This is a genomic window from Dyella silvatica, from assembly GCF_026283955.1.
In the GTDB taxonomy this organism is placed as follows: Bacteria; Pseudomonadota; Gammaproteobacteria; order Xanthomonadales; family Rhodanobacteraceae; genus Dyella_C; species Dyella_C silvatica.
The window spans coordinates 34,560-47,681 of record NZ_JAPDPE010000023.1 but is presented as its reverse complement, the minus strand read 5'-3'; the positions used below and the strand labels follow the sequence as shown (position 1 = coordinate 47,681).

The 13,122-nt window shown below is 61.2% G+C and carries 8 protein-coding genes; 2 read left to right on the top strand and 6 right to left on the bottom strand.

The window, feature by feature from the left end; translation table 11 throughout:
* The coding region (locus tag OUZ52_RS06820) for a cyclic nucleotide-binding domain-containing protein (protein ID WP_266157629.1) at positions 1 to 316 on the bottom strand (316 nt) is incomplete at its 3' end.
* Positions 317 to 751: 435 nt separating this feature from the next.
* On the opposite strand from OUZ52_RS06820, the gene OUZ52_RS06815 reads away from it, so the two are divergent.
* Both OUZ52_RS06815 and OUZ52_RS06810 read left to right on the top strand, forming a co-directional pair.
* Positions 752 to 1,060 carry a UBP-type zinc finger domain-containing protein gene (locus OUZ52_RS06815; RefSeq protein ID WP_266157628.1) on the top strand — a complete coding sequence of 103 codons (309 nt, stop codon included), beginning with the start codon at positions 752 to 754 and terminating at the stop codon, positions 1,058 to 1,060.
* 214 nt (positions 1,061 to 1,274) lie between these two features.
* A complete protein-coding gene (locus OUZ52_RS06810; RefSeq protein WP_266157627.1) occupies positions 1,275 to 2,408 on the top strand; it encodes an FAD binding domain-containing protein in 1,134 nt (377 codons plus the stop codon).
* 62 nt (positions 2,409 to 2,470) lie between these two features.
* Here the strand turns inward: OUZ52_RS06810 and OUZ52_RS06805 are convergent, their stop codons facing one another.
* The 5 genes from OUZ52_RS06805 to OUZ52_RS06785 form a co-directional block, all read right to left on the bottom strand.
* Positions 2,471 to 4,747: a TonB-dependent receptor gene (locus OUZ52_RS06805; RefSeq protein WP_323135321.1), complete on the bottom strand. Its 2,277-nt coding sequence runs from the start codon at positions 4,745 to 4,747 to the stop codon at positions 2,471 to 2,473.
* Positions 4,748 to 5,288: 541 nt separating this feature from the next.
* Entirely contained in the window at positions 5,289 to 5,738 is a 450-nt protein-coding gene (locus OUZ52_RS06800; protein ID WP_266157625.1) for a hypothetical protein, read from the bottom strand.
* Positions 5,739 to 6,189: 451 nt separating this feature from the next.
* Positions 6,190 to 6,510 carry a hypothetical protein gene (locus tag OUZ52_RS06795; RefSeq protein WP_266157624.1) on the bottom strand — a complete coding sequence of 107 codons (321 nt, stop codon included), beginning with the start codon at positions 6,508 to 6,510 and terminating at the stop codon, positions 6,190 to 6,192.
* A gap of 723 nt (positions 6,511 to 7,233) precedes the next feature.
* Positions 7,234 to 9,630: a GH92 family glycosyl hydrolase gene (locus OUZ52_RS06790; protein ID WP_266157623.1), complete on the bottom strand. Its 2,397-nt coding sequence runs from the start codon at positions 9,628 to 9,630 to the stop codon at positions 7,234 to 7,236.
* 134 nt (positions 9,631 to 9,764) lie between these two features.
* On the bottom strand, positions 9,765 to 12,959 hold the full coding sequence (locus OUZ52_RS06785) for a TonB-dependent receptor (protein WP_266157622.1): 3,195 nt from the start codon (positions 12,957 to 12,959) through the stop codon (positions 9,765 to 9,767).
* Positions 12,960 to 13,122: the final 163 nt, after the last annotated feature.

Below are 13,122 nucleotides of genomic sequence, written 5' to 3'. Positions count from 1 at the left end.
ACACCAGGATCATGCGCTGATTGAAGTGGTCAAGCTCGCCGGTGAATTGATGGCGCGTATGCGTCGTCACCGTTCGCGGATGACCTTCATCATCGAGGTCGATGATTTCGATGCCACCGTCCAGCACAAAAAAGAAATCTGCGCCGCGTTGGCCGCGCTCAAACAGCAGCGTGCCCGCCGGCACGTGCTCGGCCGCGCCATAGAGCGCGATACGTTCGGCCATATCGTCGGTCAGGCGCGGAAATCGCTGCGCATCGCGCGAGCGAGGGTCCGGATCGGCCGGATTGTACGGAGCGTTGTGCGTATCGTCTTGCATCGTGCATCTCACTGGCGGGAGGCGAAACCGTGAAGCATGGATCAGGCTGACGCTACCGAATGAAGCGCCGTCATATGCTGACGCCGCCGGTTCACAGGAATGACATGAGCATGCCTGGTGTGAGTGCCTTGCAGTCGTCATGCATTCGTTCAAGATAACGCAGCGCATGCGGCGGGATACCCCCGATCGAGTAAATCGTCAGGTCCGCAGCAAAGATGCGGGTTGGCGAAGGTTTCTTTGCAACAGCCGATACCTCCCATGGCCACAGCGGTCCTCGCGCGATGGGGGGCACGGCGGCCTGGTGATAGGGGTAAGCATGACAAATGCGCAGAGAACCGCACATTTGTTCAAGCCATTCAGCGTCACTAGAAAGACCATAGCCGGCAAAACGATTAAGCCTGAATCACCTCATTATGCTGACAACGGAGTTTCTCAATGTCCCGTCATTGCAGCCATCTCGATTCGATTCGTGACGTCATACCAAGTGCCCGTGGTTGCGAGGAATGCCTCAAAACCGGCGACACCTGGGTCCACCTGCGCATCTGCCGTACCTGCGGTCACGTGGGTTGCTGCGACGATTCACCGAACCGGCACGCGCGCAAGCATTTTCAACACACCCAGCATCCGATCATCGAAGGCTATGATCCACCGGAGGGCTGGGGCTGGTGCTATGTCGATGAGCTCATGTTCGACCTGAGCGACCGCATGACGCCTCAGCTCGGCCCCATTCCGCGCTACGTCTAAGCCGCCCACGAGAAACCACCCGCGCAGCTCGGCCGTAGCGGCTACGGCGTCAACCGCCGGTGCTTCGCCGCATCGCCGCGGCCGTAAGTCAAGGCTGCGCTACCCCCTTACTTGGCCCTTATCTGGATACTTTCAGCATGCTTGGCAGCCACGCGTCGTCGCCGCTCTTGTCCACGATATCTTGCTTTGAACAAGCTCCGGGACGAAAACCAGCATGAGTCTGCGCATCGGTATCGTCGGCGGCTCGGTCGGCGGCCTGTTTGCCGCCGTGCTGCTGATGCGGCAAGGTCACCAAGTCACTGTGATGGAGCGTGCCCGCCATGGCCTGACCCGGCGCGGCGCCGGCCTGGTCGTGCAAGAACAGGTCACCCGCATTCTTCACGAAGTGGGGCTTCCGCAGGTTGCGGAGACCGGCGTCTGGGCGAACGAGCGCATCGTGCTGGACCTGCACGGCAAGGTGATGACGCGTGAACCCCGTCCGCAGATGCAAATGTCCTGGGACTTGCTCTATGACGGTTTTCGCAAGTTGCTGCCGGAGCGGCACTACCTTACCGGCGCTACGGTCAGCGAGGTCGCGCCGTCCGATCAAAGCGTCAAGGTCATGCTGGCCGATGGGCCTGGCTTCGAGTTCGACCTGCTGATCGGCGCGGACGGTCAGGGCTCGATCGTGCGCAACGTGGTGAACGAAGATGCGACGAACAGCCTGCGGCCCGACTACGTCGGTTACGCCGCATGGCGCGGGCTGATCGCCGAAGATGCCGTCCCGCGCCACGCCGCCGACATACTCTTCGAGCGCTTCGCCTTTCATTTTGATGAAGGAACGCAAGCGCTGGGCTACCTGGTGCCCGGTGCCGACGGGCAAATCGCCAAGGGCGAGCGCCGCTACAACTGGGTTTGGTATCGCCAGCTCCCGGCGGCATCACTAAGCGATCTGTTCAAGCGTGCCCAACGCGCTGGCGCGCTATCCCTCGGCCCCGGCGAGCTGCCGCGCGATGTGCGCGACGCGCTAATCGCCGATGCCCAGTCGCAGCTTCCTCCACCGTTCGCGGCAGCCGTCGCGGCGGAGCCGCAACCGTTCTTACAGCCGATCTACGACTATGAAAGTTCGCGCATGGTGAACCGCCGCGTGGTGTTGCTTGGTGATGCGGCGTTTATCGCGCGCCCTCACACCGCCATGGGCGTGGCAAAAGCCGCGGCCGATGCGATGGCCTTGGCTAGCGCCCTGGCCGCGCAACCGGTAGACGAGGCATTGGCCTCTTATGAGCGCGCACGCCTTCCGCAGGGCCAGGCCATGGTCGACTACGGACGCCGGCTGGGCCTGTCGCTATCCAGGCCACTCGCCCGCTAAAGTGATTCACCCGGCTAACGAAAGAGGCATCGGGGCTTGCCCCCGATGCCTCGTGGATCTCCTCAGTACTTGGCAGTGACGGTAAACATCACCTGTCGTGGCGCGCTGCGCTGCAAGGTCTGGTAGTCGCCGGAAAAGGGGGAGCCCGCAATGGTCGACGTGCCGATATTTTTCCTGTCGAGAAGATTGCTGATATCCAGCCTGAAGCTCCATTCCGGCATGGATTTGCTCGCCTTGAGCGTATAGGACGCATACGTATTGACCTGCCAGTAGTTCGGCACGTAGATATCGTTCTGGTAAGAAAACGGTTGGCGAAGGTATTCCACGCTGGTGGCGCCAAACCGCCAGGATTGAAACTTGGCCGACAGGTCACTGACCAGAGACACGATGGGGTAACCCGGCTGCGCCTTGCCCTTGATCGGAAACACGTTACCGTCCACGACGAAATCCTTGTCGTAGAACGAACGGGCAACCGCCACGCCCTGATAGAACTGGACGTGACTGGAGAGATCGGCGGTCAGACCGAGATCGGTGCCGATAATGTGCATCCTGGGCATCAGCCCAACCGTGTTGATCTGCGCGAACTGACTACCGATGGCGGCTGACAGCAACCGGTTGCGTATGGCGCTGTAGAACGCATCGTAAGTCAGCGTAAGGTCGCCAAAGCGATGAGTGAACCCGGCCGTGATATTCCAATCTTTTTCAGGACGGATGGTTTGGCTGACCTTATCGAATTCGTCCTGGTTCGATACCGTCCATGCCGAAGCCGTGTATCCGATGTTGCCGCGCTGGGCCACGCGATAACCGTTCTCGGTTTCGGCAAGATCCACGAACACATCGGTTTGCGTGCTCGGGCTCCAGAAAAGCGAGACATGCGGAAGGAAATTATTCTTCACTCGCAAGGTTCCAAACGGCGCCTGATCCGGCCCCACGCCACCACCCGTGGTGGAGAAGTCCACCGCCTTAAAGCCCATGCCCAGCGTCAATTGATCGGTGATGGCGTAGTCGTCATGCAAGAAGAACTGCCGCGAACGGAGACGCCACCTGGAGTTGTTCGCCATCTGGAAAGCCGGCCCATAGACCTCGTAGGGGCCGGTCGTCTTGAGCGGCGCGCCCGCACCCAGAAGCGGCTCGTCATACCAGGATGTATTGACGGCGGACCTCGTGCGCTCTTGCCACAGACCCGTGGTAATGACGTGGCTGCCCAGCGTGTAAGTGAAATTCAACGTTCCGCCAAAACGATTCACCCGAGGCCGCTGAACCTGCTCCGAGAACGGCGCACCCGAGGGTGACGGCGTAGTCGGATCCGCAAGACTGGCTGCGGTCTTGCTGCTTGCGCCATACAACTGCACGCTGCCGATAAGCGACGGCGACAGCTTGAAATGATGAGCGATGGATTCGATGTAATCGGTGGTGCTCTGGCCCGTGTCGTAGGGAATCAGCGACGACAGCTTGCCGCAGGTATACGCGCCGCAAGAAGCGCTGGCGTTTTCCGGAAGCGCAACCTCATACGCGCTCGCATAGTTCGGATACCAGCTATCTGCATTCCAGCCGAGCTTGCGAATCATGTCGAAAGACAGATTGTTGTAACCCCATACCGCCGCATGACTTGCGGAAACGAACAGCGTGAAGTCGCCCCACGACACGTCCTGCTTGACCTTCAAGTCGCCGCGAAGAAAGTTCTGCGTTCCGCCTGCCTGATACTTGTCCGCCGAAACACGCTGCAGATCGACCATGACTTGCGGACCATCCGCACCCAGCCGCCCGGTCTGACCGGATAGGGTCGTCACCAGGGTCTTGTTGCTTCCATACGTCTGCTTGATCAGCAGGCTTGGCTTTTCCTTGAGCTCGGCCAGCGAGTAAATCAGGCCGCCACCATTGGCACTGCTGGAGAAAAGGCTTTCACGCGCGGTTCCGGGCGTGACATCGATGGAGCCGATAGCATCGGGGACGCCGACATTGACCGCGCTGGTGCCGGTCATGGAGAGGAATCCATTGTCGTTCAGTGGCACGCCTTCGAAGACCACGCCCATTTCGTTCATGCGAAAACCACGAACAAAAAGGCTGGTTGCCGAGATGTCCAGGCCAAGGCTATCGGTCGCGGTATACGACGCCCCCGGAACATTCTTTAGCAGGGCCAGCGCATTGTTTCCCGTCAGGGCGCCGTCGAGATCGCTGCGATTGATCACATATTCATTGGGGCCGACGATTTGTATGGCGGCCATCCCCGCGCCACTCGATGACGCCATGACATCGACGCCGTTCAAGGTCACCGGCGTGTCCTTGCTCTGAGCGTCGCTCGGCACAGCCTTGGCTTTCCCGGCGACGTCGCTGCTCATGCCTATGCTGGAGTGGGCACTGGCATCCTGCGCCTGCGCCGTTTGGACGCCCAGTCCAACAAGCAGCACAGGCAATTGAAAACCGAGCCGGGTGAAAGGGTGATACAAAAATCGCTTACAAGGATCGAGGTTCGAGGCGCGTACGTAGTCGAACTTCTGGCTTTTTATCTTGCGGGAAATCATGGGTAAATCCAGGCATTTTCAGAAAAGGCGCCGCACACGGGTGCGAAGAAAGGGAAATGCAGCTGCGCCTCGGATCAAGTCTGCATGTGGCATCGGGCTCTCTCGTTGGAAGGAAGGTGGATCGTCCGGGCAACGATTCGACCTCTTTGCTGCTGTTCTCAAGATCTCGGACGCAACGCTCCCTGCAGCAAGCGCGCAAGCGCTAGCTGATCGGAGCGGTGCGTGACCGCGGTATGGGTGGGTGTTGCCGTGTCCTGGCGGCTGCTCGCTCCGGCACGGTGGCGATCAGCGCGTACTGATCCGTGGTTGGCAGTTAAAAGACTTGGAAGTAATGTGAGCCCTCAGTGGTCTTATGCGATTAGCCCACGCGCCTTAGCGGCGTCGACATCAGCACCTCGGTCGGCGCGCGCGGCGTGCGCCCCTGACCGGGAAGCGTTGCGCCAACCAGCGCCTGGCCACATGGCTGCACGCGATGCAGAAGTGCGCGCATAGGGCGAAACTCGTCGCGCAAGCTATCGAAAACGCGCATGGCGGCACTGATTTCCGCAGCCTCTTCCTGATCGGCATGTAAATCGGCAATCACGGTGTTGTCGCGCGGAAAGGTCCGCAGCACCAGGTGAATGCCCTTGCCCGTCATGGCGCCGATGACACCGTCGCTGGCCGAGGTGGTGAAGTGCGCATAGCTGATCGGTAGATGGCGACCGGCGATGTATTGCATGCAACGCGCCTGAATCGCCTGCGGATCAGCCAGCACGCCCGCGGGCGCGCGGCACTCGAACCATTCGCCTACAAAATGGATGCTCTTCATAAAATGTCTTCGCGGTTGAGTACCGGCGTCTATGGCGCCGGCACTGCATGGAAAGTCTCGCCCGCCCAGCGGATGGCCAAGGCGCGGGCTATCGGCTCAGCGCGTCAGCGCTGGGATATCCATCGACGGGTTGCGCGCAGGCTGGCTATCGACGCACGCCATAAGCTAATCGCGAGTCCAGGCGAAGACGATCGGATCGGCGTCCGGCACGCGAGATACGCGTTGAGCAACCGGTCGGGCGTATGCACAGGATGACGGCTGTGCTGCAAAAAAGATGGGAACTGCATGATTCGGTCCTGATGGTCGCCGCATGGGGCGCCACGGACGCGAACCGGCCTTAAGTCATGATGACTTGTGCAAGCTGCATCGCGCGTGCGTCCACACGGTCGGCGTGTTACGCCGAAGGGTGTAAAGGTCGCTATCGCTACTAGATGGCGGAGGGCGCATATCGCTATCCATGGCCGTGCTTGCACAAAGGGGGACGCATACTGACGCGACGCGCGCGCCGATGCATGCGGATCATCGAGGGGATGCGCGCGATCTGCCGTGGATGGGCTCGCCGCGCCGTTTCCAGCGGAACCCAGCGGCATTCCAGCGCGCCGGATAGCGGATGGCGGAACCATTGGGCGCGCAGCGGCAAGGCGGCATCGCCGCGCGGCATGGAGACGGCTACGGCACGATACGAACGGCTCGATGCGCCATTCGATGCCTTGCGACGACGAAACGTGTTGGCCGCATGGCGGCGAACTGCATGCAAATGCAGGTTATTCATGACTCACCTCATCAAAACGCCAGTGGCAGCGCGATGAGGTGAGCCGGACTTTCCTAGTCGTGGAAAGTACCGGCGAACCGCAGGCGATTGCCGCTGAGGTCTGCTCTGGATATATGGCGCGCCAACACCGAATGCATGCATTCGAGGCCGGCGCATCGACTAGGAGGGTAACTGTCCATTTCTCACTGTTTGATTATCTGAAGAAGTACCAGGGGCCCTGCCCCGTGGCGTGCGCAAGGTACCCATGGGGATGCATGGGTGTCAACCGAAATCGGCTAAAAATGACGAAAAAAATACGCCATTGAAAATGGCCCCATCGAAAGAGAGCTTGCCCGGCTGTTTTTATGAGCCCGACAAGGGATGCTCCCACCCATGCAGGCGCGATTGCAGCGCGTATAGCTCGGCGTAGCGACCTTCCAGGCCCAGCAATTGCGCGTGCCTGCCCTGCTCTACCACCGAGCCACTCTCGACAAAAAGTCACATCCGCGTTGCGCACGCTGGCCAGCCGGTGAGTCATCAAAACCACGGCCTTGTCTTTGGCGAGCTTGCCAAGCGACTCGTACACCGCGAACTCCGACTTGGCGTCTAAGAACGACGAAGGCTCATCGCAGATCACGATCGGCGCGTCCCGGAATAGTCCGCGCGCCACCGCCATCAGCCAAGACCATGCCCATCCACGTGACTGCGCTGCCTGCCTTGATGCTGTTCGTCATACGCCATGCCTCAATGGCTTTCGCCCGCAGCCGACATGGAAGGCGGCGCATCGTTCGCGTCGGTACCCCAGGCCTTGTTGGGCTCGGGCCCCATGGTGAGCACCAGCGTGGCACCGTTGGCGATGTCGGCATGGCTAAACCAGGGTTTGCTCCAGCGCTTGCCGTCGAGCGTGGCGGACTGAATGTAGATGTTCTCGGCCGAGTTATTGCGCGCGACGATCTGGAAGATTTTGCCGTTGCCCATGCGCAGGCGAACCTGGTCGAAGATTGGACTGCCGATGATGTAATCGGGGCTGGACGGATCGACCGGATAAAAGCCCATGGCGCTGAGCACATACCAGGACGAGGTCGAGCCCTGGTCGTCCATGCCGGGAAAGCCGTAGCCGCTGGCATCGCTGCCATACAGCTCGGCGAGAATGCGACGGGTCAGCGCCTGGGTCTTCCAGGGCTGGCCGCTCCAGGCATACAGATAGGCCGCCTGCTGATCTGGCTGATTGCCATGCACGTATTGCCCGATCAGGCCGGTGCAGTCGCGGCAGATGCCCTTGGCCGTGTAAGGCGTAGTGAAGAAGGCATCGAGCTTGGTATTGAACGCTTCGCGCCCACCAAGCAGATTCATCAAGCCCTGCACGTCATGCGGCACCAGCCACAGCGTGGACCAGCCGGAGGCTTCCTTCATCATGAAGTTGTAGTACGGCTCACCCGGATCGAACGGCGACATCCACTGGCCGTCTTCGCTGCGGCCACGGAAGAAGCCCACTGACGGATCGAATACCTTGCGGTAGTTCGCCGCGCGGCGCATGAACATGTGCGCGTCGTCGGTCTTGCCGAGCCGGCGCGCGACATCGGCCAGCGCGTAGTCGTCCCAGGCGTATTCAAGCGTGGTGGCGACGCCCGCCTTGCCGCCCGCATAAGGCGGGCTGGGATTCCCCGCGGGAACGATGTCAGAGATCCAGCCGCTCTTCATGTATTCGGCGAGGTAACCGCGCGGCCCGTGAGGATCGGTCGCGTTCTTGCGCAGATACTCGTACGCAGCGGCGTAGTCGAATGGAATACCGCGCTGCCACGCGCCATCGTAGAGGAACACGGCATGATCGCCATGGAACGAGGTGTCCATGTAGCCGTGTTCGCGCGCGCGGTCCAGCTCGGAACGCATGATGTCCTGCACGACCTCCGGCTCAAGCAGCATCAGCAAGGTGATCTGGTTGCGGCCGGTATCCCAGAAAGGCACCGGCCCGTAGCGGTCGTAGGCGGCCATCTGCTCGCGGCCATCCGCGCCAATGATGCGCTCGCCCTTGCGTGCGACCAGACGCGGGCTGGCGAAGGCGTGGTACAGCGTCGAGTAGAACAACATGCGTTGCTTCGGCGTGCCGCCGCTCACTTCGACGCGATCGAACAGTTGCGCCCAGGCCGCACGTGCCCTGGCATGCATACGCTCAAAATCCCAGCCGTTGTCATCGGCACGCAAGCGCTGCTCGGCCTCGTCGGCACTGTGGCCGTGGGCGATCCGCACCAGCACCTGCTCGCCAGCCTTGGTGTCAAAGGTGACGTAAGCACCGGCGTAATGGCCGGACACCTTGCGTCGGCCGGCCTGCACGTCTTCGTCGCCAAGCCCTTCGCTGTTGTCGTTCCGATTCGCGTGGAAAGTGCCAAAGCCGGCAAACGGCCGCGAGAACTCGGCGACAAACCAGGAGCCGCCCGCATCGTCCTCATCGGCCGCCCCTGTGGAGACTCCGCGCAGGATGCGGTCGCCCACCACTTCCACATTGCCGCCCGCGCGGCGCAGATTGACGATCACATTCGATCGATGGCTGGCCTGAAAGGTAAAGCGCATCAGGCTGGTCCACTGCGCTGCGGTCAGCTCGACCCGGGTGCGGAAGCTATCGAGGGTTACTGCGTAATAGCCCGGCGAGGCCTGCTCGCTCGCCTTGTCGTAAATCGACTGCGTATAGTCCGGCGGCACGGTCCAGTCGCCCACTACCGGCATGAGCATCGGTGCCGCGCGAGCGCCGTAGGTCGCACCGCCACCAGTAAAACCGATCATCGTCGGACGGCCATAGCCATAGGAGACAGGGACGCCGGTGGGATAGCTGAGATCGGCATTGACGTTGACCGGCGCGGCTTCGGTCGCGCTTTGCGGCAGGCTTGCGCCGGGCGATGTCATGCCTGAATACAGAGGCTCGCCCGGCGGTGGTGCGTTGCCGATCAGTGCCTGCCGGTCCAACGGCGCGGTACCGACTAGCGGGTTGGCCTGATCGACGGCTGGCTTCGCGGGCGCAAGCGTATCGACAGGCTTGGCATGACCCGCGGCGATACTTCCCAGCGCCGCGATCGCCAGGGCTAGGGCAACAACCGCGGGCCGGCTCGATAAGCCGCGACGGCATAGAGGTGTAAGCGCTGAGTTCATGGGCTTGGCCTGGGAGCAATGAAGACGACCGTCGCTCTGCGTTGCGGCAAGCAGGAGACCCGCAGGAAGAGCAAACGCGAACGGCAGATCGGTCACGGGGTCGAGCACAAAGCCCGGCCCCGTCAGCACGGTCTTCAACCACCATCGCCGAACTTGTAGGTAAAGCCCACGTAGTACTGACGTCCGGCATATTCGAGCAGGTACAGCCGCGCCGTCGTATCGCCGCCCAGATATTGATGAGGCGTGGAGCGCGTCAGGTTGATGATCGACGCGGTCACCATCATGTGCTTGTTGAACTCGTAGTCACCGTTCAGATCAAGCTGGTGATAGGGCTCGGTGTAGATCGGCAGACCCGACGACAGCCCTTGCATGGTCCGGCCCGTCCAGTTGCTGGTGGCGCGCAGCAGCAATCCATTCTTTTCATAGAACAACGAAAGGTTGGCCGCGAATTTGGCGCTGCCGATCAACTCCGACTTGCCCACCTGTGTATCGCCAAGCGTGACGGGGGTTTCGTTGGTTTTGTTGAGCGTGTAGTTGGCGATATAGCCAAAGCCGGTCTTAAAGGTGTGCTGGGTGTAGATCTCCACCCCCTTGGATGTGCCCGAGCGGCCATTGGCATTGGTGCTGTACTGCATGAAGTTCTGCTGCGTGCCACCGACGTTCACGTCAATGTTGTTGACGGTGACCGGCACGACGAAGTTCTTCACCTTCTTCTGGAACAGGTCCACGCCGACCACCGCCTCGGGCGCGTAGTACCACTCGCCCGCCAGGTCGAACTGGGTGGCGGTAAAGGGTTTCAGGTCGGCATTGGCGCCACTGCCGTACCACCCGGGTAGCGGTGCGCCGAACTGCTTGCGGTCGTTGTAGTACGCCTGAGTGTTATTGGTGAGGCTGCCGAGCTGGGCCAGGTCGGTGTAGTTGGCGCGGGACATCGCCTGCGACCCGGCGGCGCGCAGCACGATGTCATGCGGAAGGGTCCAGGCGATATTGAAGCTCGGCAGAAGCTTGTTGTATCGCTTAGAGGTGGAGGCATTGGAGTACGTCTGGATCACCGACTGCTCGCGCGGCAGGTACTGGAAGTCGCCGGGCGCGCAGGGACCGCCGGCGACGTTCACGCCGGTGGTCGGACAGATCAGGATGTTGCCGCCGGTGTCGTGGTAGTACACCGCGTTGTTCGTGGTGATTTGATCGGCAACGGTCAGATTCTGCTGGGTACTGACAAAGCGCAGGCCCAGGTTGCCGCGCAGCGTGCCGGTATCGAAGTTAGCCTGGACATAGGCGGCCGAGATCTTTTCCTTGATCGTGGATTTGTCTTCGGGGTGGTTGTAGAGCACTCGGTCGTAGCTGGAGTTGAGGTGGTTGTAGTAGGCCGGGAAATTGATCGCCGGGAAGGCGTTGTCGTTGTAGGCCTGTGTTTGGCCGTCCAGCGAATTCGGCATGAGGAAGCTCGCCGGTAGCTGGCCCGCATTCGGATCGCAGGTCTGGAACTGCAAGGTCGTGCCCTTGCAATACCAGCGCAGCTCGTTGCTCTGCTGCTCGGCGTGGTTGTCGCGGTATTTCACGCCGAACTGCAGCGATTTCATCCAGCTGTCTTCGAAGGCCCAGCTGAAATCCAGCTGGGCGAAATTCTGCGAATTGCTGGTATTGACCATGTTGGAGCCGGTCGAACCAAGATCCACTTGCCCGCCGCCGGCCAGCATGTTCCGCAGCACATCGGGCGAGGTCGTCAGGGTCGGCTTGCCGTTCAATGTCCAGGCGGCTCCGTTGCTGCCGTCCAGCCATTGGCCGTTGACGAAGTTGCGCGGCTTGGCGGCCATGCCCAGCTCCACCGAGGGACCGCCCGTCGCCCAGGTACGGCCGAGGTTGAACGACCCGCTGAGGCTGCCGCCGCTATCCCATTCGCCTTCGAGGTTGAGAGTTTGCGAGGTGGTCTTTTCGACCGAGTAGTTGCCGTTAAGCCACGGTATCTCGGTGGAGCAGACATCGACCGCTTGCCGTTGCGCGCCGGTGACGGGATTGGTCAGCGAGTTACAACCACGCCCCGCAGGCGGCAGCACATAGTTCGCTCCTGTGACGATGGTGTGCGACGGGTCGAAGCTCAGGCCATTGGCAGCGAGCAGCCGGCCCTGCTGGTCCGCGTAGCTGCCCGTAGGCAAGCCCCACTCGGGAACTTCCAGCGTATTGGTGATCTGGGTCTGCTGCCGCTGAAAGCGGAAGTAGTTGCCGGTCAGCAGCAAGTGGTCGCTGGGCTTGAACTGCAGAGTCGCCTGAGCGCCCTTGGTCTTCAGATCCAGCTGGTTCTGACTGGTGGCGAACTGTTGCGGCATCCAGTAGCCCGAATAGCTATTGCCGGCCTGGTCGGTCACGCCGCCACCCGGCCATAGCGCGAGGTTGGGCGACACCGCGCTGCCATACTGCTGGTGATGCACGTCCACCGGCTGCGAGGTGCAAGTGGCGTGGTCGGTGCAGTTGTTGTCCCACCAGTGCCAGCTTGACGCGTTGGCGGTGTAATCGACATCCCGGCGCTTCAGATATGAGCCGGCGAGCAGGACACCAAAGGTCTCATCCTTGTTTTTCCAGGACCACAGCGCCGAGCCCTGTGGCGTGATCTTGCCGCTATTGTCGGAACCCGCCCCGTTGACCGAAACGAAGCCGTCATTCGCCTTCATCTCCAGCGGACGACGTGTGCGCAGGTCGACGTTGCCGCCGATGCCGCCTTCGTCCAGACGCGCTTCCAGGCTTTTGTAAAGCTTGATATCCGAAAACATATTGGCCGGCATCAGCGTGTAGTTGAACGAGCGCGTCAGGCCCGCCGAGGTATCGCCCGAGGCGACGTAGTTGCCGTTCAACTCGGTAAGCGTCAGCTCAGGAGCAAGACCGCGAATGCTGACGGTTTTTCCTTCGCCCGATTCGCGCGTGATCACCACGCCGGGCACATGCGCCAGCGCGTCGGCGATGTTCTTGGCGGGAAACTGCGCGATGTTCTGCGCGTTGATCACCTCGACGATGGAGTTGGAATCGCGCTTGTCCTCCATGTTCTGATTGATCGACTGGCGATAGCTGGTGACGACGACCGCCTGCAGATTGGTCGGATCGGCCGGGTTTCCTTTCTTATCCTTATCGGCTGGCTTGTTCTTGTCGCCAGGCCTTGCCGTTGCGCTATCGGGCGCCGGTGTTGCCGGTGCTGTGATCGCTGGCGTGGCAGCCGGCGCAGCTGCCTGCGCAAAGGCAGCCGCGGGCATGCCCAGGCAGCCGCCAAATGACAGGGTCGCCAAGGCGAGCGCGAGGTACAACGGCTTGTGCGTAAACACGTGTGGCAGGTAAGTCATTTTTCTTGATTCCCCTCAGATGTGCGCCCTTCAGGAGTCGGCGCGGTGATCCCCCATCACTGCTGCTATGCGCGATTCATGGCTATTGGCGTGCCCCTCCCTCTCACTAGGATCGATCTAAATTTTCAGCAGCCGACAGCCACTCCGTGCGTCGGCGATAGCT

What these genes read in the sequence shown, in the direction of transcription:
- OUZ52_RS06815 (WP_266157628.1), top strand. Translation starts at nt 752, where the DNA reads ATGTCCCGTCATTGCAGCCATCTCGATTCGATTCGTGACGTCATACCA.
- OUZ52_RS06810 (WP_266157627.1), top strand. Translation starts at nt 1,275, where the DNA reads ATGAGTCTGCGCATCGGTATCGTCGGCGGCTCGGTCGGCGGCCTGTTT.
- OUZ52_RS06805 (WP_323135321.1), bottom strand. Translation starts at nt 4,747, where the DNA reads ATGAGCAGCGACGTCGCCGGGAAAGCCAAGGCTGTGCCGAGCGACGCT.
- OUZ52_RS06800 (WP_266157625.1), bottom strand. Translation starts at nt 5,738, where the DNA reads ATGAAGAGCATCCATTTTGTAGGCGAATGGTTCGAGTGCCGCGCGCCC.
- OUZ52_RS06795 (WP_266157624.1), bottom strand. Translation starts at nt 6,510, where the DNA reads ATGAATAACCTGCATTTGCATGCAGTTCGCCGCCATGCGGCCAACACG.
- OUZ52_RS06790 (WP_266157623.1), bottom strand. Translation starts at nt 9,630, where the DNA reads ATGAACTCAGCGCTTACACCTCTATGCCGTCGCGGCTTATCGAGCCGG.
- OUZ52_RS06785 (WP_266157622.1), bottom strand. Translation starts at nt 12,959, where the DNA reads ATGACTTACCTGCCACACGTGTTTACGCACAAGCCGTTGTACCTCGCG.